The organism is Rhodococcus sp. MH15, from assembly GCF_019266045.1.
GTDB lineage: Bacteria > Actinomycetota > Actinomycetes > Mycobacteriales > Mycobacteriaceae > Rhodococcus_F > Rhodococcus_F qingshengii.
Window position 1 is genome coordinate 20,637 of sequence record NZ_LPNP01000060.1, and the last position, 25,368, is coordinate 46,004.

The following is a 25,368-nucleotide window of genomic DNA, read 5'->3' on the forward strand; positions in this document are numbered from 1 at the left end:
TGTCAGTGCGACCAGCAGAAGACCTACCGAGTAGTTAGAGGAGCCTGTGGCACGCCGACCCACACCCCCCGGAACCCCGCAACCCACCGGGATCGGACATATCGTCGATCTGGTTCGCCATGCGATTCCGCCACTTCATCCCGCCGGCCTGCCGTTCGTGCTGGCCCCGCTGGGAGTTGCAGCTCTGGGCCGCAACCGTAAGTGGGTGCGCCGAGCCGGTCTGACCACCGCCGCCGCATGCGCCACGTTCTTCCGTCACCCGCACCGGGTGCCGCCCAACCGCATCGGCGTCGTCGTCGCACCCGCCGACGGCGAGGTGGCGTTGGTCGACAACGCCGTTCCGCCCGCCGAGCTCAATCTCGGAAGCGAGCCGCGCCCGCGCGTCAGCATCTTCCTGTCGGTTCTCGACGTGCATGTCCAGCGCAGCCCTGTCGGTGGAACGGTCAAAGAGGTCGTTCACCAGGCAGGCAAGTTCCTCTCCGCAGATCTCGCCGACGCCAGCGAGGTCAACGAGCGCAACAGCATGCTGATCGAAACCGCCGATGGTCACGACGTTGCGGTTGTCCAGATCGCGGGACTGCTTGCACGCCGCATCGTCTGCTACGCCGGTGTCGGTGACGTCCTGCCGATCGGCGACACGTACGGACTGATCCGTTTCGGCTCACGCGTCGACACCTATTTCCCCGCCGGAACCACACTCCTGGTCGAGCCGGGACAACGCACGATCGGTGCTGAAACAGTTATCGCGCAACTGCCGTGAAGACGCCGAAGATGAAGTCAGCCGTGAAGAAGCCGGGAGCAGCCCAACCCGGCGCGAAGATGCCCAAACGCACCCAGGCGGTGCGGTTGCTGCCGTCCGTCATCACCATCCTGGCGCTGTGCGCCGGGCTGTCCGCCGTCAAATTCGCTCTCGACGGACAACCCGGTACCTCGCTCGCGATGATCGGCGCAGCTGCCGTCCTCGATTCACTCGACGGCCGCATCGCGCGACTGCTCGACGCCACCAGCAAGATCGGCGCCGAACTCGACTCACTGGCCGACTCCATCTCCTTCGGCGTCGCCCCGGCCCTGGTCCTGTACGTGACCTTGCTGGACGGCACCAGCATCGGCTGGATCATCGCGTTGATCTACGCGGTCAGCATCGTGTTGCGACTCGCACGTTTCAACACTCTGCTCGACGACGACGACGTCCCCGCGTACGCACGTGAGTACTTCGTCGGCGTTCCGGCTCCGGCCGGCGCACTCATCGCCCTCACTCCCCTGGCCGCGACGGCTCAGTGGGGTGACGGCTGGTGGTCTTCGCACTTCGTCGTCATCGTGTGGACGCTCTTCTCGGCTGCACTGATCGTCAGCCGCATCCCGACGCTGGCGATGAAGTCGGTATCCGTGCCGCCGCACATGGCGGCCGGCCTGCTCGTCCTGGTGACGTTGGCTGCAGCCGCACTCATCACCTACCCGTACATCCTGCTGATCGTTCTCATCGCGATCTACCTGGTGCACATCCCGTTTGCCGTGCACTCGAAGCGGTGGGTGGCAGCACGTCCCGAAACCTGGGACATCAAGCCTTCCGAACGCCGCGCGATCCGACGCCAACCCAACGTCGGTGGCCGCCGCTCGGCCGCTCGTCTCGGATTGCGGCGACCCCGCTAGTCCACGACGTACTCTCGAGAGGTGACTTCGCCGGAACTCGCCCTCACCGTTCGACTCAACACCTCTGCCGCCGACCTACGCCGCGGGGTCGTGCGCTTGCACCCCGAAGCGTTGGCGGCGTTGGGCATCCGCGAATGGGATGCCATCGCACTCATGGGAGCCCGCGGCACCGCGACCGTCGCGGGCCGTGCGCCCACCGGAACCCCGGCAGGCACGATCCTTCTCGACGACGTCACCATGTCGAACGTCGGCCTGACCGAGAACTCTTCCGTCGTGGTCGGTCCGGTGACGGTGTACGGAGCGCGATCCGTCTCCGTCACCGGCTCGTCCATGGCGACAAATTCGATCAGCTCGACGGTTCTGCGACAAGCCCTTCTGGGCAAGGTCGTCAGCGTCGGCGACACGGTCTCGCTCCTCCCCCGCGATCTCGGTCCGGGTACGAGCACTTCCGAAGCCACCCAAGCGCTTTCCCGTACCTTCGGCGTCGCGTGGACATCCGAACTGCTCACCGTCACGGCCGTCGAACCTGCCGGTGGTCCGGTCAGCGTCCAGCCGAATTCGGCAGTCAACTGGGGTTCCGGCTCGGCGGGCACACTGACACCGAGTGCGCTTGTATCCAGTCCGGCCGCCGTCGCGATCGAGCCTGCACCGTCGGTTCCGCTGGATCACCTCGTCGGCGCGCAAGCGCAGGCAGCCAAGCTGACCGAGTGGCTCGGCCTGGCACTCGACGAACCAGAACTGCTCCGTACGCTCGGCGCCTCCCCGCACCTCGGCGTCCTCATCACGGGCCCCGCCGGCGTGGGCAAAGCCACGTTGGCCCGCTCGGTCCTGTCCTCGCGCAAACTGGTCGAACTCGACGGTCCGGGAGTCGGTGCCACCGAGGCGAATACCCGCCTGCAGCGAATCGTCGACGCCGTTGCTGCCGTGCGCGGCGGTGGTGTACTGCTGATCAGTGACATCGACGCTCTGCTTCCGGCCACCGCCGAACCGGTGTCCGCACTGATCCTCGAACAACTGCGCAGCGCCGTCGCAACCCCGGGCGTGGCATTCGTCGCGACCTCCGCCCATCCGGAGACCGTCGACGCGCGCCTTCGCGGACAGGATCTCTGCGATCGAGAACTCGCACTTACCCTGCCCGACGGCGCAACCCGCAAGGCATTGCTCGAACTCCTGCTCCGCCGCGTGCCCACCGGAACCCTCGAACTCGACGCCATCGCCTCGCGCGCACCGGGATTCGTGGTCGCCGACCTCGCGGCGCTCTGCCGTGAAGCTGCCTTGCGAGCGGCGACGCGGGCCTCCAAATCCGGTGATTCTCCGGAGATCACGCAGGAAGATCTTGTCGGTGCCCTCGAAGTGATTCGGCCACTGTCTCGTTCGAGTACCGAAGAACTGTCGATCGGCAGCGTCACCCTCGACGACGTCGGCGACATGGTCGAAACCAAACAGGCGCTCACCGAGGCGGTGTTGTGGCCGCTACAGCACCCCGACTCCTTCGCGCGCCTCGGTGTCGACCCACCCCGCGGCGTGCTCCTCTACGGCCCTCCTGGCTGCGGCAAGACGTATCTCGTTCGTGCCCTTGCCAGCTCGGGGCACCTCAGCGTTCATGCCGTGAAAGGCGCAGAGCTGATGGACAAGTGGGTCGGCGCCTCCGAAAAGGCCGTAAGAGAGTTGTTCCAGCGCGCACGCGATTCGGCGCCGTCGTTGATCTTCCTCGACGAAATCGACGCCCTTGCCCCGCGTCGTGGTCAAAGTTCCGACTCCGGGGTGTCGGATCGCGTCGTAGCCGCGTTGCTGACCGAACTCGACGGCGTCGAACCGCTACGCGACGTCGTGGTGTTGGGCGCCACCAACCGACCGGATCTGATCGACCCGGCTCTTCTGCGCCCCGGCAGACTCGAACGTCTCGTATTCGTACCGCCGCCGGATGCGGAGGCCCGCAAAGCGATTCTGCGTGCTTCCGGCAAGTCGGTACCGCTCGCCGAAGATGTCGATTTGGACATTCTGGCCGTCGATCTCGAGGGATACTCGGCAGCAGACTGCTCGGCTCTCCTGCGTGAGGCTGCACTCGCCGCCATGCGTCGGAGCATGGACGCGGCCGACGTGACGGCCGCGGACGTGGCAACCGCCCGTGAGAAGGTACGTCCCTCACTCGATCCCGAGCAGGTGGCACACCTACAGGCGTACGCGGACAACCGATAAGGACTGACCATGGCTGCTGATCTGGTTCTGTACGGCGACATCGTGACCATGCACGAGGAAGCACCACGCGCCCAGGCGCTCGCCGTGACGGGCGGCCGGATCACAGCCGTCGGCGCGCGCACGGACGTCGAGGAACTGGTGGGGCCGGATACCCGCGTCGTCGACGTCGGAGGTGCCACTGTTCTGCCGGGGTTCATCGAGCCACACGGTCACCCTTTGGAAGAAGCCATCGTGCTCGGGCCTGACGTCGTCGACATCCGGCCTGTCACGATCGCCGAGGCGGACGCCGTAGTTGCTGCCGTCGTCGACACTGTTCGTTCGCGAGGTGCTGCCGGCGCTTCTCTGAACGGTTGGGACCCGTTGCTGCAGAAGGGCCTACCCGACCCGACCATCGACTGGCTGGACTCCGTAGCGCCGGAGTACCCCCTCGTGATCATGCACAACTCGGGACACGTCGCGTATTTCAACACGGCGGCAGCAGTGCAGGCCGGCATCACCCGCGATACCCCCGATCCGATCGGCGGATCGTACGGCCACGACGCGACGGGCGCACTCGACGGAGCCGCGTACGAAATGCCTGCGGTGTTCGCAGTCGCGGGCCACGCAGTCACTATCGGTGACGACTTCCCCGCACTGGTGGCGGCCGAATGCGCCCGACTGAACGCCGCCGGAATCACCACCATCGCCGAATTGTCGTTCGACCCCAAGATGCGGCCCGCCCTGGCCGCAATAGCCGACGCCGGACTGCTCACCACCCGCCTGCGGCTCTACGAAATGTCCAACGACGCACGCACTACCGAGGCGTCGCCGGGCGACGGAAACGACCTGGTGCGCCAGATCGGCATCAAGGTCTGGTCCGACGGTTCGCCGTGGGTCGGCAACATCGCCACCAGTTTCCCGTATCTCGATACCGAAGCCACCCGTGCGCTCGGGATCGCCTGCACGCACGGGCATGCCAACTACACCGGCGAACAGATCCACGACATCAGTTCCGCTTACTTCGCCAAGGGGTGGCAGATGGCGTGCCACGCCCACGGCGACGACGCGATCACCATGGTTCTCGACGCGTGGGAGCAGCTTCTGAAGGAGCACCCCCGGCCCGATCACCGGTTGCGCCTCGAACATGTCGGCGCGATGCGTCCGGATCAGTTCGCCCGCGCAGCGGAACTGGGCGTCACGGTCAGCATCTTCATCGACCACTTGCACTACTGGGGTGACGTTCTGGTGGATGACCTGTTCGGCCCCGAATACGGATCCGTCTGGGCCGCAGCAGGATCTGCACTCGCCGCCGGGCAACGGTTCACCTTCCACAACGACGGTCCCGTCACCCCCGCCAATCCGCTACGGAATATGCAGGACGCCGTCACCAGACTTTCGCCCAGCGGCCGCGTCGTGGCACCCCAGGAACGGATCCCCGTGGATGCCGCAGTGCGCGCCCACACGGTCAACGCCGCGTGGCAGCTGTTCAGCGAAGATCACATCGGGTCCATCTTTCCCGGTGCCTACGCGGATTTGGTTGTGCTGTCGGCAAATCCCCTCGACGTCGAGCCGGCCGAGCTGGCCGACATCACGGTGCTCGCCACCGTCCTGGAGGGCCGGACGGTGTACGGGGACCTGAGCGCGATCGGCTGATCGGTCGCCGAACGCCGTGGACAAAGGCCGATAACCTTCTCTGCTCGAGTTCCAAGGATTGTTGCGAAACCGGAGACGGCGCAGGTGGTCTCAGGTTCAGTGCGGATGTCGTCAACGACCTGAGCGATCGCATGTTTCGCCCAGGCCGTGATCTGCTCGTTCGTGTCGCGGTAGTACGGCAAGGCAACCAATGCAATCGACAGAGCCCATGCGCGGCCACGCGTCCAAGTGCCCTCGTCCACGTCAACATGAAGCCGGAATGTATGCCGAGTGCTCGGCGTCAGCAGAGTCCATGCAATGAGGCAGTCGAGATTGCCTGCCGCAAATCGAATGAAGATCCGAAAAGTCCCAAAAATCGGAATTGTCGAAAATTATTGCATAGGAACAGTTTTCGAGATACAAGTCTTGTGTTCGAAACTTTGTTCGATTAGACTTTTAGCATGGACAGTCGGGAAGCGTGGCAGCTGGATGGCGAGGGCCTCAAGGGTGAGGTTCTAGGTCTGGTGCGCGCCCGACACGAGTTGCAGTCGCGGATGGTGTTGCTGATCGTGGAGATGTTTTCCCGTGAGGTTCTCGGCGGGAAGGGTTTTCGGGCGATCGCGCTGTGGTTGCATGGTTCGACGAATCTGGAGATCGGTGAGTGCAGTCTGCTGGTCGGGTTGGCGCGGTTGTTGATGCTCGAACCTGTTGTCGCGGATGCGTTTCATCGCGGTGACGTGGATGCGTTGAAGGCGCGGCAGGTGGCGTCGTTTTGTCAGCATCCACCGAAGAACATGACGCCGGCGGATGTGGACAAGGCTCGCGGGATTCTGTTGGGTTTGGCGTCGAAGAACATTGCCGATTGTGATGCGGTGCGGGCGGCGATCCGGCGGATCGAGAAGCAGTACGGCAAACGCGAGGACGGGGTTCCGGTCGGTGAGGATTCCGAACGTAACGAGTTCTACGCGTCGAAAGGCCTGTACGGCAGAGTAACTGTGAAGGGCGACCTAGATGCTGTGAACGGGGCCCGGTTGATCACGTTGTTGTCGAGCCTGTCGGCTCCGACACCGGAGAAGGACGGCGTCAAAGACACCCGCACCCCGGCGCTGCGGCGGGCGGATGGGTTTTGCGAATTACTGCGGCGGTACGAGCGGGCGGGGTTGGGTCCGATCGAAGGCGGAGTGAAACCGCACATCACGGTGACCGCGTCGGCAAAAGATATGACGGACCTTAAAGTTCTGAAAGACCTGTTGCCGTCCACTGAGGAGTTGGGATTTGCGTGGACGGATTGGGTGGGCCCGATCAGTATCGACACTGCGCGGATGTTGGCGTGCGACTGCACGATCACGCGGATTTTGTTGGATGAGAATGGTGTTCCGCTCGACTGCGGTAAGGAAGCGAGAACGGCGACGGTTCCGCAGCGGCGGGCGTTGGCGGTTCGTGATGGTGGGTGTGCGTTTCCCGGGTGCGGGACGCCGTCGGGGTGGTGCGATGCTCATCATATTGTTCACTGGAACGATGGTGGCCCAACAGATCTCGATAATCTGATTCTGTTGTGTGGTCATCATCATCGGACGCTGCATCACACCGAGTGGCGTGTCGAGATCGGCCCGGATCGGAAATCGGTGTTCTATCCACCGATGTCGATCGATCCGTATCAACAGCCGATCGGCGGGAACAGCCCACCAACAGCCGCCTGAAGTGAAACAACTCGAGACGCGAGCACCGGGGCACGATCATGCCCCGGTGCTCATGCTGCGTTCCGTCATCTTCGCGGAGACGTACGGCCTACCAGCGGTTCCGAACCTCCTCGGCAAATCCGAGGAGATCTCGAACCACCACGGAGGTACCGTCGTCGAGGATCACTGTGCCGGAGAACTTTCCGAACACCTGATGCTGAATCGAACGCAGCACCCCGACGTCGAAAGTCGCGGCACGGTCGATGATCGGCTCGAAAGTCATCTCGAAGCGACCATCGTTGCTCGAGAAGTTCCACGGAGCGCCGTCGTACGTTCCCTGCGGGATGCCGAAGTCGATCCTGTCCAGTTTGTGTGCCCGCCCTCCGACAAACACGATGTTCTCGCTGGCCGCCGTAGTATCGCCGAAGCCGTACCCGATGTTGAATCCGAACCGCTCGCCGTTCACCAGTCCGGATGCAGAACCCCAGTACCAGGTGTTGTCGTAAGTCCAGACTCCCCTGCCCCAATCGAGAACGCCGAACGAGTCCTCCGAGCGAAATGTGAAGTCGTCGCTCCCGATTCGCACGGTCCCTGCAGCGGGCAGGCAGTTGATCTTCTGGTTGTAGTAAAACGAACGGGACGCCTTCGGAAACGGTGTGGCGATCACCATCCGGTCATCGGCAGGACTCGCCAGGAACAAATCGGCATGAAGACCTCGCCCACCGTCGAAAGCCGGGTAGTCGACAATCAGGTGGCGCCCACCGTCCACATGGCGAAACTCGAAGCGAGCTTTACCTTTCGACACCACCACATCACCGTCGTCCGCGCTTTCGGGCAGACCGAGCCTTCCCATCGGGAACGGCAGCATCACGTTTTCGGTGATCTCGTGTGGTGTTCGGAAATCGAGCCAGGAGACTCCGAGCAAGCCCATGTACCCGTTGTCGGCGACGGTCAGCGCGATGCCGTAATCCGCAGTGAGAACGCAGTAGTAGTCCCACTCCTTGATCCGGAACTTGGGAGCGGTGATCGCAGAGCGTCGATACTTGCGAATCTCCGATGGGGCCCAACCCGTCTCGACCAAATGTCCGCGATCGTCGAGAAGCGGGCCGGGCGACATCAGTGTCTGCATTCTTACTTCCAGCGTCCCAAGATCTCGTTCGCACGGTTGGCCAATGCCATCTGGAAGAACGGACCGAAGCTCACACGTGCCACTCCGAGCGGACCGAAACTTGCCGGGTCGTCCTGATCCGGGATTCCGATCGCATTGATCGGAAGTGGGAGCTCGGACGTCAGGCGGCGCTGGGTCGCGTCGTCATGGCGCCCGACGGGGTAGAGAACGTCGGCGCCGGCGTCGGCCGCCAGCTTGAGGCGTGCGATGGCGCGATCGACGCGATCGGACTCGTCACCGACCTGCTTCACGAACAGGTCGGTGCGCGCGTTGACGACAACGTGAACTCCGGCTGCGTCGGCGGCCTGACGAAGCCCACCCACGAAGTCGGCGTGCTCCTGCGCCTCGCGCAAGCGTCCGCCTTCACTGTGAACGGTGTCCTCGATGTTGAGTCCGACAGCGCCGGCATCGATCAACCCGTCGATGAGAACTGCCGGCTCGAGCCCGTAACCACCCTCGATGTCCACCGAGATCGGGGCGTCGACCGCACCGGTGATCTGCTTGATCCGGTGCAGAAGTTCGTCGAAGGTGATGCCCTCGTTGTCCGGCTTGCCGATGGAATCGGAAACCGGATGACTGCCTACCGTCAGGGCTGCAAAACCGGCAGCCACCGCAAGATTCGCCGACCACGCGTCCCACACCGTCGGGAGAATGACCGGATTACCTGGCTGGTGCAACGCCAGTAGAGCAGTTGCCTTGTCGTTGATCGAAGTCATGCGGTGGCTCCTCGAGATCGTGGGGTGTACCTCTCACCTACCGACTCTAGTGAGCGACCGGGCAGCCTGTGCTCTTGTAATCGACCTGGAACTCCTTGATGCCGTTGATCCAACCCGAGCGCAGACGGCGCGGATCACCGATCTTGGTGATGTCCGGGACGTTGTCGGCGATCGCGTTGAACATCAAGTCGATCTCCATACGAGCGAGGTTGGCACCGATGCAGAAGTGCGCGCCCGTTCCGCCGAAGCCCAAGTGCGGATTGGGGTTACGAGTGATGTCGAACGTCATCGGGTTCTCGAACACGTCCTCGTCGAAGTTCGCGGAGCTGTACAGCATCACCACGCGCTGCCCCTTCTTGATCGACACTCCTGCCAATTCCGTGTCCTCGAGCGCGGTGCGCTGGAAGGCGGTGACGGGTGTCGCCCAACGGACGATCTCGTCGGCCGTCGTCTTGGGACGTTCCTTCTTGTACAGCTCCCACTGCTCGGGGTTGTCCAGGAACGCGATCATTCCGTGCGTGATGGCGTTGCGAGTGGTCTCGTTCCCTGCGACCGCCAAGATGAGCACGAAGAACCCGAACTCCTCCGGGCTCAAGGAGTCGCCGTCGATGTCGGCCTGGACCAGAGTGGTGACGATGTCGTCTGCCGGGCAGGTACGACGTGCGTCTGCCATTTGGTACGCGTATCCGAGGACCTCGGTGGACGCGACTGCCGGATCACCCTGGTATTCCGGGTCGTCGTAGCCCATCATCTCGTTGGACCACTTGAACAGCTTGTCCCGATCGTCCTGCGGTACACCGATCAGATCCGCGATCGCTTGGAGCGGCAGCTCGCTGGCAACCTGCTTCACGAAGTCGCCCGGGCCTTCGCTCACAGCGGTGTCGACGATGCTCCGTGCACGACGGTCCAATTCGTCGCGCATGCCGTTGATCGCGCGAGGCGTGAACAGCTTCGAAATCAGCTTGCGGAGCTTGGTGTGCTCCGGTGCATCCTTGTTGAGCAGAAGATGCCGGAGCATCTCGACGGCCTCACGTGGCATGTCGTCGGCGAAACGCGCGATCGCGGTGTTCTCCCAGCTCGAGAACACATCGCTGCGCTGGCTGACCTCTTTGACGTCAGCGTGACGCGAGACCACCCAGTAGCCCTCGTCCTGGAATCCACCGACCGTCGGCGGCTGCTCACACCACCACACGGGTGCGTTGCGACGCAGTTCGGCGAATTCCTCGAAAGGGATCCGCTCCCCGAGGACAGCAGGATCGGTGACGTCGAATCCGGCCGGCAGGTCAGGCGTGCGTGTTGTGTCCGAGATGGTCATGGCGTCCTCTGATCGGTCGAATGTGCGCTACACCACAGAGTAGCTTTCACTAACGGACTGTCAAGTGAAAGACGGAGAGTCTCGTGCAACTGACCCGTGAGAGCCCCCGCGGCACTAGGATCCTGGTAATGACAGATACCTCCGGCAGACTGACGCTGCGAGAGAAGCAGAAGCAGCGAACCCGCGCAGACCTCGTGGATGCCGCCGGCGCGCTCTTCACCGAACGCGGATACGCGGCTGTCACCGTCGAGGACATCGCCGGCCGGGTCGGTTGCAGCCGAGCCACCTTCTACCTGCACTTTCCCGGAAAGATCGACATCCTCAAGGCGCTCGGCTCGAACACCGTCGTATCCAGCACCCTCGCCATATTCCAGGATCTCGACCACGTACTCGATTCCGGTTCGCGCGAAGAATTCGCCGGCTGGATCAACCGCGCTCTCGACTGGTGCCGCGATCACCACCACATGATGCGGGCGTGGGACGAGGCCATGGTCCTCGAACCCGAGTTCCGCACACTGGCCCGCGAAGGCATCTCCGCACTGCCCAACGCGATGCCGTCGTACCTGGCACGCTGGCCGCAGAGCCGACACGACGAGGCGAAACTCCGGGTCGAACTCCTGCTGACACAAGTCGAGCGCTTCTTCATTCGCTGGGCGGAACAGGGCGCGATCACCGCGGGTGCGGACGTCGCAGCAGACGTTCTCACCGACATCTGGTTTCCGGCACTCACGCCGCCCACGACCGATGTCGCGGCGCCGCGATAGGTTGGCCCGATGCCACTCGATCTTCGAGCGATCCTCACCACCGTCGCTGCGCTCCTGTCCGGGATACTCGCTGCGCTGGCCCTGACCAATCCGGTTCTCCGTGACTGGGCCATCGTGGCCTCTCCGTCGGAAGTAGATCGCTGGATCAGCAGTGGACCCACCGCTGTCGGGCTCGGCGCCGTGGTTGCCGTGCTTGCCTGCGCACTCTCACAGCGTCGCGGCTCCCGTCGGGCAGCCTGGATCGCGATCACCGTCGGGGTCGCCGTCATCGCGATCATTCGGGCAGTCGTGCCCGAGGTTGCGTCACTGGACCTGCTGATCGCCGTGATCATCGTCAAAAGTGTTGCAGCCGGTGCGATTCTGGGTTGTGTGGTTGCCGTCAGTTGGGATCGCACCGCCACGAAGAACGCCACCCTCCTCGGCGTGCTTGCCGCCTTCCTCGCGGTTCGCACGTTCGCCGGCGGGACGGGCCGGATGAGTACGTCTTCGGTAGGTGAGCCGTCGTGGTGGCTGATCGGCGCCACGGCCGCAGCAGCAATCGCCTGTGCAGTGACCGCGCAATCTGGCTTCCGGATCCGCAAGCCCGACGCGGGTGAAATCCGCATCGCGCTCGTGGTGATCGCCGCGCTGGCGATCGGGCATCGAGTGCTCGGCGCCGTGATCGATCGCCAGCAGTACGCGTCCGAGGCAACTGCCTGGATCGTCATGGTCTTGGCAGCGGGCGCTGCGCTCGCGTTGACATGGATCGCCGCCTACCGTCTCGGCGACACCTCCGGTGCTGGTGGCAAGTTCCTCTGGGCCGCAACCGCTCTGGCCGCTGCGTCGGCTCCGCTGTTCGTCGACATCGCGAAGGGTTCCGGCCACTGGGGAGACCTGAAGTCCCCCTGGGTACTGGTGCTTTTCGCAGCCCTGCCGGTCGCCGTCGGATTGCGACTGCACAAGCAGGTGCCAAACCTCGTTCCCATCGCCGTTCTCGTTGCGGTACCGCTGTCAGAACTACTGCCCTTCGACTCCGCGCACGGTGTCTGGTCAATCGCACTGAAGATCGCCTCGCTGGGTCTCGCCGCCGGATTGCTGTTCGGTGCCCTGGCTCCCGGCAGCCTGGTCGACGCCACACTCGGACTCGCCATTCCCTTTGCCGCAATGACCTTCTCGTCGATCGCCATTCTCACCGATCAGCTCACCGCGCCGCCAGAGTTGACAGCGGCAGACATTCAGCGATTGATGGAACTTCCCATCCCGGCGCACGTCAGCGCCAACGGAGGACTATTCGGACGCGGAATAGGCATCACCATCGACTACGTCACCCCTCAGACCGTCGGCGCTGCAATCCTCTTCGCCTTGATCATCGGCTTCTGCGGTGCAGCGATCCTCCGACGATCCCATCCACCCGTCGACACCACGGAATCTCGGATCGAACCGGAGCCAGTCGACTGACACACCGTCACCGGACTGAGACCTGCTATTGCGGTGCAACTGGTACCGGATTGACTATTTTGGAGCAGTGCCCATCGCCCGCAGGACGCTGCTCGTCGCGCTGAGTGGTGTGACGGCATTCGTCGTCACCGTCGTCGCCTTGGCACCGTTCGTGAACAGCCAGTCGACGTCGATTTCGACGGGCGACCGATTCTGGTCCATCTCGACCATCGGCGCCGGCGTCTTGGCTGTCGTCGCGGTCGGGACAGCCGCGATGATGGCCCGCTGCCGGTTGCGGACCGCGGCCATGACGGTCTTCGGTGGACTCCTACTCGAACTGCCCGGGCTCTACGATCACAACTTCGAGGCACTCTCACCCGTCGGTGCGGGAGTCGCTGTCGGCGCGGTCACGGTTGCTGCCGCTCCCCGGGTCCGAGCCGCTTCCGTCGCGGGAACGATTGTTGCCGTGCATGTCTCGGATTCACTCCTCGACGAAGACGCTATTCCTCGGCGGTATGCGGACTACATCGCCGACAACACCAACCAGTTTCAACCACCAGTGTTGGGGGCAACACTGCTCGCGCTCGCTTTGGCCGCCGCCTGCGTCGCCGCGTTCTGGTTCCACGACTTCGACAAGGACCACCCCAAGGAACGGATGGCCGTTCGACCGGTGACTATCGCGGCGGTGCTCACTCTCTTCGGGGTCGCGGCGAATTGGTGGTTCGAGATCACCACCGTCACGGCGGCGGTGCCTCTACTACTCGTCGCGCTGGTGATCACGGTGATCTGCGCGCGGGTGCTGGGCGACGGCAGTCGAATCCTGCTGATGTGTACCGCTGCCGTCGCAACTCTGGCGGCGGTCTCGGCGAACCGTCCCGCAACCGAAGCCATGGAATGGTCGAAAACCCCCGCCTCCACCGCCGTCGTGATCGGACTCGTCATCGTCGCCGCGGCAGCGATCGGCGCGATCGCTCCCTCGCGAGTCGTCGGCTACGGATTGCTCCTGACGGTCACGGTCGCCGGGATCGTCAGCTACGCCACGTCGCCGTCGCCGAAGATCGGTGACGTTCTCACGATCAGCGATCTTCTTGTCGCCTTCACCGCTGCGGTCGTCACATACGCGATCGCCAGCGCGATGTACCGAGAGCCACCGCGGACCGGAGCGTCGCGAGCACTCGTCGGACTCGGTGTCATCTTCGGCCCGACGGCGCTGGCCCTGCTCGTCTATCCGCAGTTCGACTACGGATGGACGGCGTACACGCCGCTCGACGAGAACAAGCCCTTCAACGGCATCACGACGGTCGGCCCGTTCGAAATCTCGACCGACATTCTGATACTCGACGCCGTGGCGCTGATCATCGTGGCCGTCTGCGCCTACGTGAGTCTCCGATTGGGGCGGATCAATCGATCCGTTCCTCCGCCGATCAGTCGATCAGATCCATCGACGCCAGGCGATGGAACACTTTGAGCGATCCGGGCGCCACCTCGTCCATCGCTGCGTACTCGGCGAGCGTGAAGTAGCGGAACTCGGCGATCTCGCTGGTCGGGTGCGGGTCTCCGGCCATCTCCGCCAGATAACAACTCATGTGCAGGCCCGTGTCCGCGGAATGTCCGAAAGCGTGAGCCTCGAAGACGTCGAGGAACGTGACCGTCCCGTCGACCAGATCGACGTCGAGTTCCTCCCGAATTTCGCGGTGCAGTGCCTGCTCGGGCGTCTCCCCCGGGTCGATCTTTCCGCCGGCCATGTAGAACGCCGTCTTGCCCACGGAGCGGGTCTGGATCAGCTTGCGGTCACGAATGTGTGCAAGGGCAGCGGTACGGATGATCGTGGTGGGTGTCGACGAATTCACGTCGTCCAACCTACGTGTATCAGCGAGTGCCGATGATGTCCGAATCGACTCGCTGCACATCGAAACTGCCACGCCCGGTAATATGTACGCAAAGACAACCTCTCCGACAAGGTGAATTGTCTCGTTAATCCGATAGGTTCGATTTTGTTCGGACACCCCGCCGCCCGCTGACAACACGACGGAGTGCCTTTTGCTCGCTATCTTGCTTGCCCATGCCGTTGCCGCCCTCTTGGCTCCGCTTGTGGTGCGCAGGTTAGGGCGAAACGGCTTCTTCCCCCTCGCGATAGTCCCCCTCGCCGGCCTCGGCTGGGTCATCGACAAATGGGGCACCGTCGAGACGCTGCACATCACCTGGGTTCCAGGGCTGTCGATGGACATCGACTTCAGGTTCGACGCGCTTTCGGCCATCATGGCCGTGCTCGTCCTGGGTGTCGGCACGCTCATCCTGGTCTACTGCGCCCGCTATTTCACCGACGACGAACCTCGACTCGGTATCTTCGCCGCCGAGATGGTCGCCTTCGCGGGTGCCATGTTCGGGCTAGTGACCAGCGACAACATGCTGCTTCTCTACGTGTTCTGGGAACTGACAACGGTCCTGTCGTTCCTGCTCGTGGGTCACTACGCCGAACGCGCCACCAGCCGCCGCGCCGCGACCCAGGCACTGCTGGTCACCACCGCGGGTGGTCTGGCGATGTTGGTCGGCATGATCATCCTCGGCCAGGTCGGCGGCAGCTACAACCTGTCCGAACTGGTCGCGAACCCGCCGACGGGGTGGCTCCCGTCCGTCGCGATCGTCCTGATCCTGATCGGTGCGCTCTCCAAATCGGCAATCGTGCCCCTGCACTTCTGGCTTCCCGGTGCAATGGCCGCGCCAACCCCTGTCAGCGGTTATCTTCACGCTGCTGCAATGGTCAAGGCCGGTATCTACCTCGTCGCGCGCCTGGCTCCCGGGTACGCCGATTCGCCGCCGTGGCGCATCACCATCATCAGTTTGGGTCTGCTGTCGATGGTCCTCGCCGGTTGGCGAGCCATGCGCGCGTACGACCTCAAACTCGTCCTCGCCTTCGGAACCGTCAGCCAACTCGGCTTCATGATGGTCCTGGTCGGCATCGGCACGCGTGACGCCGCCCTGGCCGGCATGACGATGGTCGTGGCGCACGCGATGTTCAAGGCCGCACTCTTCATGGTCGTTGGCATCATCGATCACACGACCGGTACCCGTGACCTGCGCAAACTTGCTCACCTGGGTAAAGCGGCACCCGCTCTCGCGATCATCGCGAGCCTCGCTGCCGCCAGCATGGCCGGTCTGCCACCGCTACTCGGATTCGTCGGCAAGGAAGCCGCACTCGAATCGGTGCTCGAAACGAACGCGCTCGGCCACTGGTCGTCCATCGCCGTCGTCACGGTGATCGTGTTGGGCTCGATCCTCACCGTCGGCTACAGCGTCCGCTTCATCTGGGGCGCCTTCGGACGTAAGACCCTGAGCAAGCCCAGCCCAGCCGTGAGCAAGATGCACAAGCCGGGTTGGCTGTTCCTGTTCGCGCCCGGCCTGCTCGCTGTTCTCGGTCTGGCCGCCGGCATTCTCTCGCCCCAGCTCGAGAAGCTGCTGACCCCGTACTCCACCACACTGGCCCCCGGACCTCACGCCGACTACCACCTCGCGCTGTGGCACGGATTCAACACTCCGCTGCTGCTCACCTGCATCGTCATCGCCGGCGGCATCGCGCTCTACATCGCGCAGCGTCAGATCAGCCGACTGCACTTCGAGCACCCGCCGCTCGGCAACGCCGACCGTATCTACGACGCGACCCTGCGCGGCATGGACACCATCTCGATGCGCCTGACCGGTGCCACTCAGCGTGGTTCGCTCCCCCGCACACAGTCGACGATTCTCGCGACGCTGGTCGTTGTGCCGCTGTTCCTGCTGATCATCGACACCGATGGCGGCGGAGTCGACCTTCGGATGTGGGATTCACCCATCCAGTTCACTATCGCGCTGATGATGATCTCGGCCGCCATCGCCGCGACGCTGATGCGCAACCGACTCGCCAGCGTCATCCTCGTCGGACTCACCGGCTACGGCTGCGGCGTGTTGTTCGCGCTGCACGGCGCACCCGACCTCGCGCTGACCCAGTTCCTCGTCGAGACACTGACACTGGTGATCTTCGTGCTCGTGCTCCGGAAGTTCCCCGCCGAAGTCGACGAGAGCAAGGCGATCGGCTTCAAGTGGCCGCGTGCCGCACTCGCTGTCGCCGTCGGTATCACCGTCACCACCATCGCGGCCTTCGCGACCAATGCCCGAAACACTCGTCCGATCTACGAGCTGCTTCCCGACGCTGCCTACGACCTGGGCAACGGCAAGAACGTCGTCAACGTCCTACTCGTCGACATCCGCGCATGGGACACCCTCGGTGAGATCTCGGTGCTGCTGGTAGCTGCGACAGGCGTCGCCAGCCTCGTCTTCCGCAACCGCCGGTTCGGTATCGCGCCGCGCGTCGCGGACGCCCCCTCCGTCATCGTCGACAAGGCAGCTGCCAACTCGGACACGACGTGGTTGCGCGGCGGAGACCTCATCGATCCTCGACACCGTTCGCTGGTTCTCGAGGTCACCACGAGGTTGATCTTCCCGACCATCATGGTGTTGTCGATCTACTTCTTCTTCTCCGGTCACAATGCCCCCGGTGGCGGTTTCGCCGGAGGCCTGACGGCGGGCCTGGCGCTGGTACTTCGGTACCTCGCCGGCGGACGCTACGAACTCGGTGAAGCCGTACCCATCGACGCGGGCAAGATTCTCGGCCTCGGTTTGGCGCTGGCCGCGGGCACCGCCCTGGTGTCGCTGTTCCTCGGCGCCCCGGCGCTCTCGTCCGCCGTCTTCGAGTTCACACTCCCGCTCATCGGCCACGTCAAACTGGTCACCGCACTGTTCTTCGACCTGGGCGTCTACCTCATCGTGGTCGGCCTGGTCCTGGACGTACTCCGAAGTCTCGGCGCCCGCCTCGACGCAGAAATCGAGGTGAAAGCACCATGAGCGCAAACATCGGAATGCTGATCCTGATCGGCGTCCTCACGTCGGCCGGTGTCTACCTGCTGATCGAACGAAGCATCACTCGGATGCTGCTCGGTCTACTTCTATTCGGCAACGCCATCAACCTCTTGATCCTGACCGTCGGTGGATCGGACGGGAATCCGCCCATCGTCGGCCGAGATTCGGTCCACGAGGAAATAGCGGATCCGCTCGCCCAGGGCATGATCCTGACGGCGATCGTGATCACGATGGGTATCGCCGGCTTCGTTCTGGCACTGGCGTACCGGTCTTACAAGATCAACACCGCCGACGCCGTCGAGGACGATCCCGAGGACACCAAGGTTCTCAAGCGTCGCCTGCCTGCCGACGCTCCCGACCACGACCGCTCCGACGACCCGGTCACCGGTGCCCCGAGCATCGGCGGCGACGCATTCGACAAGGACGGCAACCCTATTCCCCTCGAACAACTGGTCAACCTCGAGGACATCGAATGCTACGACGACCTCCACGACGGCGACTTCGAGGACGAACCGGTACCCGACTGGGCCACCGACCTTGCTCGTAAGAAGGAATCCGAGAAGCGGCGCAAAGACGCTCGCCAGACCAAGATCGAGGGAGGTGGAGGCGCATGACCATCTCGGACAACCTGATGGGAGCCCTTGCGCCCCTGCCCGTCTTGATCCCGATGCTGGCCGCAGCTGCGACGCTGGTCGTCGGCCGACGTCCTCGTTTCCAGCGCGTGATCACACTGATCGCGCTCGTCGGAGTCGTCGCGGTGTCGGGCTTGCTGCTCTACCTCGCCGACCGCGACGGTACGACGGCCGTTCAGGTCGGCGGCTGGGACTCCCCCATCGGCATCACACTCGTGGTCGACCGTCTCTCGGCGATGATGCTCGTGGTCTCGTCGGTGGTGTTGCTCGCCGTCATGATCTACGCGATCGGTCAGGGTATTCGCGACGGCAGCGAGGCCCAGCCGGTCTCGATCTTCCTGCCGACCTATCTCGCATTGACCGCCGGTATCTCCAACGCGTTCCTCGCCGGTGACCTCTTCAACCTGTACGTCGGATTCGAGGTTCTGCTCGCTGCGAGTTTCGTGCTCCTGACGCTCGGTGCCAGCGCCGACCGCGTCCGGGCCGGTGTCTCGTACGTGATGGTCTCGATGGTGTCCTCGCTGATCTTCCTGGCGGGCATCGCCTTCGCCTACGCGGCGACCGGCACCCTCAACATGGCCGACATGGCCCTGCGCTTCGACAACATTCCGCCGGGCACACGAACCGCCATCTTCGCTGTCCTTCTCGTGGCGTTCGGCATCAAGGCTGCGGTCTTCCCGCTGTCCGCGTGGCTACCGGACTCGTATCCGACCGCGCCCGCACCGATCACCGCCGTCTTCGCCGGGTTGCTCACCAAGGTCGGTGTGTACGCGATCATCCGCGCGCATTCACTGCTGTTCCCGCAAGGGGAACTCGACAACGTACTGATGGTGTGCGGCCTGCTCACGATGGTGGTCGGCATCATGGGTGCCATCGCGCAGAGCGACATCAAACGTCTGCTCTCGTTCACACTGGTCAGCCATATCGGTTACATGATCTTCGGTATCGCACTGTCCACGACGTCCGGGCTGTCCGGCGCGATCTACTACGTCGCCCACCACATCATCGTGCAGACGACGCTCTTCCTCGTCGTGGGTCTGATCGAACGACAAGCCGGGTCGTCGTCGCTGCGCCGTCTCGGCGGTCTGGCGGCGGCCAGCCCGATCCTCGCGATCGTCTTCCTGATCCCGGCGCTGAATCTCGGTGGTATCCCGCCGTTCTCGGGCTTCATCGGCAAGGTCGCGCTCCTTCAGGCCGGTGCGGCCGACGCCAGCGCGTTGGCTTGGATCCTCGTTGCCGGCGGCACGATCACCAGCTTGCTGACGCTCTACGCCGTCGCCCGCGTGTGGACCAAGGCTTTCTGGCGAGCCCGGGCCGACGCGCCCGAAGGTGACCTCGCCGACGTCAGCCCGTCAGCGTTGATCGACGAGTCCGAAGAGGACATCGCGTTCGTCGACCGCGAGGATGTCGGCAAGATTCCGCTCTTCATGCTGATTCCGACGGTCGGACTTGTCATCGTCGGTCTGGCACTGACGGTGTTCGCGGGCCGGATCATCGACATCAGCGACAGAGCGGCGAAGGACCTGCAGGACCGGTCCATCTACATCGACGCGGTTCTCGGCAACCACCGGCCCGTGCCGGTCGACGAAGCTCCCGTCGCTGCAGACGACCCTGCAGCCGTTCCGAATACCGAGGCCCCGAACACCGATGTCCCGAACACCGAGGAGGCTCCGCGATGAAACGCGAACAGGTACTCCGCGTCGGGATCCTGCTGTGGCTGATGGTCGTATGGATCCTGTTGTGGGGCAACATCAGTTTCGGCAACATCTTCGGCGGACTCGCCGTCGGCCTGATCATCATGGTCCTGCTTCCCCTCCCCCGCGTACCGGTCGAGGGTCGGGTACATCTGCTGTCGATTCTGCGTCTGTTGTGGATGATCGTGTACTACGCGATCCAGTCGAGTATCCAGGTCGCGTGGCTGGCGATCCGCCCGTCGCCGCCCCCGGTCACCGGAGTTCTGCGGTACCAACTCGGGATCAAGTCCGACCTGGTTCTCACGCTGTGCATCGACGTTCTCAACCTGATCCCCGGCACGATGGTTCTCGAGATCGACCAGAACCGACGCATCGTCTACGTCCACGTGCTCGACGTCGGCTCGCAGAAAGCCGTCAGCGCGTTCTACCGCTCGGTGGAGGACCTCGAGCGGTTGTTCATCGCGTCGTTCGAACGTGATTCGGACTGGCAACCCAGCCCATGGCACCAGCGCGACTACGAATTCGATGCACCCCGGCAGGAGGACCAACCATGAACGGGTTCATCACCACGATCTTGATCATTTCCGGAGTGATTCTGCTGATCGCCGCCGTACTGACCACGTTCCGATTGCTCGACGGTCCGAGCTCACTCGACCGCCTCGTCGCCCTGGACACGATCATCGCGGTCTCGATGTGTGGACTCGCGGTCTGGGCCGCGTACAGCAAAGACACGACCATCGTTCCCGCGATCGTCGCGCTGGCGCTGGTCGGCTTCATCGGTTCGGTGTCCGTCGCGCGCTTCCGGGTGAGTGACCAGTGATCGGCAACATCCTCGACACGATCGGGGCCATCTCCATCTTCCTCGGCGCGCTGCTCGCGCTGACCGCCGCGGTGGGAATCGTTCGCTTCCCCGACACTCTGCGTCGTATGCACGCGGCCACGAAACCTCAGGTGGTCGGACTGATCTTAGTCCTGATGGGCGCCGTGTTCCTGCTTCGTGGGAGCGTCGACATCTGGATGTTGGTCCTGGTGGGCATCTTCACGCTGCTGACGGCGCCCGTGATCGCGCACAGCGTCGGCCGAGTCGCCTACCGCGAACAGCGCGAAGAGGACGACCTCATGAAGATCAACGAGCTGGAAGACCCGGACTCTCTCCTGTGACGGCATCCCACTCGCCGTCGCGCTCGCCCCACACCGCAAGAGCAGTGCCGGGGCGGGCGAAGAAGGTGGCGAAGTACGCCACCGACATGAGAACCAGGACAGCCATCAGCAGCGGCCCGAAGATCGCCGGGTACTCGGCCATCTGCACCGCAGCGAACCGGTACGAGAGCAACAATCCCGCCAGGAGTGCCGAGCCACCGATCAACAGACGCACTCGGAACCAACCCCAGCCGCGCTCCGGATCCCGTAGCGCCGCATCGAGGGTCAAGCACAGGACGGCACCGGCAATGAGGTCGACGCCGTAGTGGAATCCGAAGCCGAGCGTCGCGGTCAGGGTCGCAACGAGCCAGAACGATCCCAGGCTGCGAATCCACCACGGCCCGCTGCGCGAGTGGATAAACAATGCGACCGCCCACGCGGTGTGCAGGCTCGGCATGCAGTTTCGCGGTGCGGCGTCGTCGAACGGCAGCGACGACGGTGATGCGAAGTCGAAGTTGGGCACGATGTTCGGCCAGTAGTCACCGATCTGGAATCCGAACCCACGCGGACCGAAGGCGAACACCGGGCCGACCACCGGGAACAGGACGTAGAAGATCGGGCCGATCAGCCCGATGAGCAGGAACGTGCGCAGCAGGTGATGCGACGGCCATCCCTTACGTACTTGATAGAGAGCAACCACGATCACCGCGACCGGCAGTTCGACGTAGATCCAGTCGAGGGCTGCTGCACCGACGGGGCCCATGGCGTCGACGATCTGGCCCATCACCCACGACGGATTCCCGAGAGCCTGGTCGGCGAGGAACACGTACTCGTCCCACACGTCGGTGCCGACGAGAATGGTGATCTCCAGCCACGTCTCGGCAACCTTGGCGGCGATGATGAGCAACGCGCCGAGAGCGACGCCGTGCAGAACGCTGAGTCGACGCTCGCCGGACAACTTCCACACCGCATACACCGCGATGGCCGTCAGCACCCAGGTGCCGCCGGTGCCCATCGTCAGCGGTCCACCCGAGAACCAGCGGATCGCGCCGACGACCACGTCGATCACGACGGCCGCGGATACCGCGTAGATGCGTTCTTTGTTGTTCAGTCCGACGAGCGCGAGAGCGAGGCCCACCCAAGGCATGGTCGCGGAGCGGGGAACGAGGAAGTAGTCACCAAACAGGCTTTCCACCGGACCGAGATAGCCCTTGTACGACGCGAACGCCTGCACACCCAGGACCAGCAGGGTCAATGCTGCTGTGCCGATCAGAAGGAGTCGGTGAGAACTCGACCACGAACGGTCCGACTGTCCGGGTGCGCCCCCTCGTTGGGACCAACTGTCTATCAACACCGGACAATAGTAAACGGCGTGTGAACTGAATATGGACACCCACTGGACAAACGGTTGGTATGCCCGGATTTCCAGTCCGCGAAACAGCCCTTCGCACTGTGAACCTGCTAGGTGCCCAACTCTGCGACCAAGGCGTCGACGACCGCAACCAGATCGCCGCCCGTCGCTTCCGCGACACGACGTTGCCGCTGGTAGGACGCGCCGCGACGGGGAATGTCCGCCACCGACGCCAACTCGTCCGCGCAGCCGAGCGAGACCGCGATCGGCGCCAAGTCGTCGAGTAGGCGATCCAGATCGTCAGTGACGAGGCACTCGTTTGCGTCGGAGTCGAGGATGATCTCGGCGTCCAGTCCGTATCTCGCTGCGCGCCACTTGTTTTCCTTGACGTGCCACGGCTGCATGTTCGGCAGAGTCTCACCGGCACTCAGTCTGCGGTCCAGATCGACGATGAGGCAGTGGACCAGAGCAACGAGAGCACCCAGTTCAGCGCGTGTCGAGACGCCGTCGAACACCCGGACCTCGATGGTTCCCCACTTCGGCGCGGGACGGATGTCCCAGTGCATGCCACCGATCTTGGTGATCACACCGGTCTTCATCTGGTCGTCGATGAACGACTCGTATTCGGCCCAGTTCTCGAACTGGTACGGAAGGCCCGCGGTGGGGAGCTGCTGGAACATCAACGCGCGATTGGACGCATAGCCGGTGTCCACACCGGCCCACATCGGCGAGGACGCCGACAGCGCCAACAGGTGCGGATAGCGCTGCAGCAGTGCGTTGATGATCGGGAAAACGCGATCCGCGGACGAGACACCCACATGAACGTGCACGCCCCAGATCAGCATCTGCCGACCCCACCACTGCGTGCGTTCGATGAGTTCGTCGTAGTCGGGTGTCCGGGTGACCAACTGAGTCGACCATTGCGCGAACGGGTGCGTGCCCGCGCTGATGAGGTCGACGCCGAGCGGATTCGCGGCGCGACGCAGCAGATCCAGTGACCTGTCGAGATCACTCATCGCCTCGCCGACCGTCGAATGAATACCAGTAACGAGTTCGACGGTATTTCGCAGTAGTTCCTTGGTGATGTGCGGGGTTTCGGAGCCGGCAAGCTCTTCGACCGCCGAAAACACCTCGGCTGCTGTGTTGGAGAGATCTCTGGTCTTGCGATCGACCAGCGCGATCTCCCACTCCACGCCCAGCGTCGGGCGCGGCGAACCTGGAAATGGAACTACCACGCAGAGAATCCAATCACAGTGTCGGTAAAAACACCGTGCTGGCTACTGCGTGGTAGTCGCCGGAAGTGATGCAAAACTCAGGTGAGTTTGTCAGCTCTTGGTGATGACACCGCAAGCAACGCGTCCGCCTGCGTCACCGGTGTCGAGGGTCTGCTGGTCCGGTGCCGGCGCGTAACGCGTCGGGATGTTGCCGAAGTTGTCCGCTCCGGCGTGGATCATGACGGATGTTCCACCGTTTGCGACCAGTTCGTCGACGGTGAATGCATCGGTGGTGGTGACCAGCGTGGCGGTGCCGTCTTCGAGGACCTGAACCGAAGTGAGGTCGCCGCTCGCCGGGTGGCCCGTGTGACCCTCGGCCTGGAAGTGTCCGCCTGCCGAGAGGAAGTTACCCGGCTCTCCGCCGCTGGGGGCAACGGAATTGGTCTCGCACTTGGCGACCTGGTGGACGTGGAATCCGTGGAAGCCGGGGGTGAGGCCCTTGGCGTCGAGGGTGACCTTGACGTCGCTACCTTCCTGCGCGAACGTGACCGTTCCGACCTTGGCGCCGTCGGTGCCGTTCAGCGTTGCGGTGACAGTCTCGGCAGAAGCGCCGGCGTGAGCCGTCTCGGAACCGTGGCCGCCCGCGCTTTCGTGCGCGCTGGGATCGGCTGCACCGGTCCACACCGGAGGAGTCGTGCCGGGGACGCTGCTGGGCTCTTCGCTGTTACTGCAAGCGGTCAAGCCGAAAGCGGCAATCGCGACTACAGGGGCAACGACGCGCCAGGACATACGCCGGGTGCTGCTGGGGGCCATCGAACCGCTCCTTTGAGGTGGCGAGAAAGTGCTTCTGATCATAACGGCGCGTGTAGTAGCTGGAACCGACGGGTCAGTTCCACCTTCACGACCGGTCAGTTGGAGGTCACGATCACGATCACGCCAGGTGACGCGTTCGCGATGCCGGCGAATCGAGGTTCTGCGGTGACTCCGAGTTCAGCTGCGATCTTCTGCGCCGCTGCCTTCTCCGCCGCGGACGATCCGTAGTACACCGTCGTCGTACTGACGGTGCCCTCGCTGTAGTTACCCGTCTCCTCGACGTTCCAACCTGCAGCCGTCAATTCCTCGGCAGTGCCTGCTGCCAGACCCGAGACGGTGCTGTTGTTGAGAACTCGAACGCTGATATTCGACGTGTCGACGCCGCTCGCGGAGCTGGAAGTCGTGGTCGTCGCAGTTCCCGAGGGACGCGACGTAGTGGTGGTATCGCCCGAAGCGGGTTGCGTCGTCGCTGCCGGCTTGGAAGTGGCAGATGCCGGTGCGGTGGCGCTCGTCGTGGCAGACGCCGAGGATTCGGTCTGCTCTGCTGCGGTGTTCTCGTCGCCCGATCCACCGTCGCTCGATCCACCCAGTGAGGCTGCTCCGAGACCGATGAACACGATCGCCAACGCGATCAACACCATGGCGATTGCGCGAAGCGGAGGTCCGGACGGCTGCTCTTTCGGGGTACTCACGATGTCGACCTTATCGCCAGTTCGTGGACAGCCCGATCATATGTACGCGTGATTCAGGTGACCTCGAAGCCGAGGCGACGCGCGGCCCTGGCCTTCTGACGGCTGGCACGCAGACGACGCAGGCGCTTGACCAGCATGGGATCAGCCGCCAAGGATTCGGGGCGATCGACCAAGGCGTTGAGAACCTGGTAGTAGCGGGTTGCCGACATGTCGAACAACTCCTTGATGGCTTCTTCCTTCGCACCGGCGTACTTCCACCACTGACGCTCGAAAGAGAGGATGTCGTGCTCCCGGCGGGTGAGGCCGTCTTCGCCCACCTCGTGCATGCCTGCTGTATCTACTACCGAATCGTCGGCGCCAGTGCCTTCGGACTGGTTCCGACTACGCGCGGTTGCGCCGTCCATGTCACTCCTCGACTGCT

Annotated in this window: 23 protein-coding genes; 14 read left to right on the forward strand and 9 right to left on the reverse strand. The window is 63.7% G+C overall.

Annotated features, from left to right (window positions below; genetic code table 11):
* The first annotated feature begins 46 nt into the window (after positions 1-46).
* The 5 genes from ATN37_RS06750 to ATN37_RS06770 all read left to right on the forward strand — a co-directional run bounded on the left by ATN37_RS06750 (position 47) and on the right by ATN37_RS06770 (position 7,160).
* Positions 47-760 (forward strand): phosphatidylserine decarboxylase, encoded by a 714-nt coding sequence (locus ATN37_RS06750; RefSeq protein ID WP_003941540.1) that lies wholly within the window; start codon positions 47-49, stop codon positions 758-760.
* 59 nt (positions 761-819) lie between these two features.
* Positions 820-1,650, forward strand: a complete 831-nt coding sequence (locus ATN37_RS06755) for a phosphatidylcholine/phosphatidylserine synthase (protein ID WP_029254795.1) — start codon at positions 820-822, stop codon at positions 1,648-1,650.
* Between the two features lie 21 nt (positions 1,651-1,671).
* Positions 1,672-3,849, forward strand: a complete 2,178-nt coding sequence (locus ATN37_RS06760) for an AAA family ATPase (RefSeq protein ID WP_003941536.1) — start codon at positions 1,672-1,674, stop codon at positions 3,847-3,849.
* 9 nt (positions 3,850-3,858) lie between these two features.
* Positions 3,859-5,481: an amidohydrolase gene (locus ATN37_RS06765; protein ID WP_161120407.1), complete on the forward strand. Its 1,623-nt coding sequence runs from the start codon at positions 3,859-3,861 to the stop codon at positions 5,479-5,481.
* Between the two features lie 440 nt (positions 5,482-5,921).
* Positions 5,922-7,160: an HNH endonuclease signature motif containing protein gene (locus tag ATN37_RS06770; RefSeq protein ID WP_218694938.1), complete on the forward strand. Its 1,239-nt coding sequence runs from the start codon at positions 5,922-5,924 to the stop codon at positions 7,158-7,160.
* Positions 7,161-7,248: 88 nt separating this feature from the next.
* Here the strand turns inward: ATN37_RS06770 and ATN37_RS06775 are convergent, their stop codons facing one another.
* The 3 genes from ATN37_RS06775 to ATN37_RS06785 are packed head-to-tail and all read right to left on the reverse strand — an operon-like array spanning position 7,249 to position 10,338.
* Complete coding sequence (locus ATN37_RS06775) at positions 7,249-8,268, reverse strand: DUF2804 domain-containing protein (protein ID WP_029254792.1); 1,020 nt, start codon at positions 8,266-8,268, stop codon at positions 7,249-7,251.
* A gap of 2 nt (positions 8,269-8,270) precedes the next feature.
* Positions 8,271-9,023, reverse strand: a complete 753-nt coding sequence (locus tag ATN37_RS06780; protein ID WP_007730096.1) for an isocitrate lyase/phosphoenolpyruvate mutase family protein — start codon at positions 9,021-9,023, stop codon at positions 8,271-8,273.
* 46 nt (positions 9,024-9,069) lie between these two features.
* Positions 9,070-10,338 carry a cytochrome P450 gene (locus ATN37_RS06785; protein ID WP_003945041.1) on the reverse strand — a complete coding sequence of 423 codons (1,269 nt, stop codon included), beginning with the start codon at positions 10,336-10,338 and terminating at the stop codon, positions 9,070-9,072.
* A gap of 128 nt (positions 10,339-10,466) precedes the next feature.
* On the opposite strand from ATN37_RS06785, the gene ATN37_RS06790 reads away from it, so the two are divergent.
* The 3 genes from ATN37_RS06790 (at position 10,467) to ATN37_RS06800 (ending at position 13,986) form a co-directional block, all read left to right on the forward strand.
* Positions 10,467-11,102, forward strand: a complete 636-nt coding sequence (locus tag ATN37_RS06790) for a TetR/AcrR family transcriptional regulator (RefSeq protein WP_042926208.1) — start codon at positions 10,467-10,469, stop codon at positions 11,100-11,102.
* 9 nt (positions 11,103-11,111) lie between these two features.
* Positions 11,112-12,539, forward strand: a complete 1,428-nt coding sequence (locus tag ATN37_RS06795) for a hypothetical protein (protein ID WP_073512164.1) — start codon at positions 11,112-11,114, stop codon at positions 12,537-12,539.
* A gap of 67 nt (positions 12,540-12,606) precedes the next feature.
* Entirely contained in the window at positions 12,607-13,986 is a 1,380-nt protein-coding gene (locus ATN37_RS06800; protein WP_223304380.1) for a hypothetical protein, read from the forward strand.
* Here the strand turns inward: ATN37_RS06800 and ATN37_RS06805 are convergent.
* Positions 13,943-14,368, reverse strand: coding sequence for an NUDIX domain-containing protein (locus ATN37_RS06805; RefSeq protein WP_007730102.1), 426 nt, complete (start codon positions 14,366-14,368; stop codon positions 13,943-13,945). The genes ATN37_RS06800 and ATN37_RS06805 overlap by 44 nt on opposite strands.
* A gap of 190 nt (positions 14,369-14,558) precedes the next feature.
* On the opposite strand from ATN37_RS06805, the gene ATN37_RS06810 reads away from it, so the two are divergent.
* Genes ATN37_RS06810 through mnhG form a run of 6 tightly spaced genes read left to right on the forward strand, consistent with a single transcriptional unit; the run spans position 14,559 to position 20,898 of the window.
* Positions 14,559-17,396, forward strand: a complete 2,838-nt coding sequence (locus ATN37_RS06810; RefSeq protein WP_218694939.1) for a Na+/H+ antiporter subunit A — start codon at positions 14,559-14,561, stop codon at positions 17,394-17,396.
* Positions 17,393-18,025, forward strand: coding sequence for a Na(+)/H(+) antiporter subunit C (locus ATN37_RS06815; protein ID WP_003945054.1), 633 nt, complete (start codon positions 17,393-17,395; stop codon positions 18,023-18,025). Before ATN37_RS06810 ends, ATN37_RS06815 begins: the two co-directional genes overlap by 4 nt.
* Positions 18,022-19,722: a Na+/H+ antiporter subunit D gene (locus ATN37_RS06820; RefSeq protein WP_003945059.1), complete on the forward strand. Its 1,701-nt coding sequence runs from the start codon at positions 18,022-18,024 to the stop codon at positions 19,720-19,722. The genes ATN37_RS06815 and ATN37_RS06820 overlap by 4 nt, the downstream gene beginning before the upstream one ends.
* Positions 19,719-20,291 carry a Na+/H+ antiporter subunit E gene (locus ATN37_RS06825; RefSeq protein ID WP_003945063.1) on the forward strand — a complete coding sequence of 191 codons (573 nt, stop codon included), beginning with the start codon at positions 19,719-19,721 and terminating at the stop codon, positions 20,289-20,291. The genes ATN37_RS06820 and ATN37_RS06825 overlap by 4 nt, the downstream gene beginning before the upstream one ends.
* Positions 20,288-20,557: a monovalent cation/H+ antiporter complex subunit F gene (locus ATN37_RS06830; RefSeq protein ID WP_003945061.1), complete on the forward strand. Its 270-nt coding sequence runs from the start codon at positions 20,288-20,290 to the stop codon at positions 20,555-20,557. The genes ATN37_RS06825 and ATN37_RS06830 overlap by 4 nt, the downstream gene beginning before the upstream one ends.
* Complete coding sequence (mnhG, locus tag ATN37_RS06835; protein ID WP_003945045.1) at positions 20,554-20,898, forward strand: monovalent cation/H(+) antiporter subunit G; 345 nt, start codon at positions 20,554-20,556, stop codon at positions 20,896-20,898. Before ATN37_RS06830 ends, mnhG begins: the two co-directional genes overlap by 4 nt.
* Here the strand turns inward: mnhG and ATN37_RS06840 are convergent.
* From ATN37_RS06840 to ATN37_RS06860, 5 genes are all read right to left on the reverse strand, one after another.
* Positions 20,864-22,231: a phosphatase PAP2 family protein gene (locus tag ATN37_RS06840; RefSeq protein WP_047268848.1), complete on the reverse strand. Its 1,368-nt coding sequence runs from the start codon at positions 22,229-22,231 to the stop codon at positions 20,864-20,866. The two genes, mnhG and ATN37_RS06840, sit on opposite strands and share 35 nt — an antisense overlap.
* A 107-nt stretch (positions 22,232-22,338) precedes the next feature.
* Positions 22,339-23,463: a glutamate--cysteine ligase gene (locus tag ATN37_RS06845; RefSeq protein WP_003945034.1), complete on the reverse strand. Its 1,125-nt coding sequence runs from the start codon at positions 23,461-23,463 to the stop codon at positions 22,339-22,341.
* A 90-nt stretch (positions 23,464-23,553) separates the two neighbouring features.
* Entirely contained in the window at positions 23,554-24,255 is a 702-nt protein-coding gene (locus tag ATN37_RS06850; RefSeq protein ID WP_007730117.1) for a superoxide dismutase family protein, read from the reverse strand.
* Between the two features lie 95 nt (positions 24,256-24,350).
* The gene (locus ATN37_RS06855; RefSeq protein WP_021333972.1) at positions 24,351-24,947 is read right to left on the reverse strand and encodes a LytR C-terminal domain-containing protein; all 597 of its coding nucleotides are present in this window, start codon (positions 24,945-24,947) and stop codon (positions 24,351-24,353) included.
* A gap of 53 nt (positions 24,948-25,000) precedes the next feature.
* Positions 25,001-25,351 carry a DUF3263 domain-containing protein gene (locus tag ATN37_RS06860; RefSeq protein ID WP_007730120.1) on the reverse strand — a complete coding sequence of 117 codons (351 nt, stop codon included), beginning with the start codon at positions 25,349-25,351 and terminating at the stop codon, positions 25,001-25,003.
* Positions 25,352-25,368: the final 17 nt, after the last annotated feature.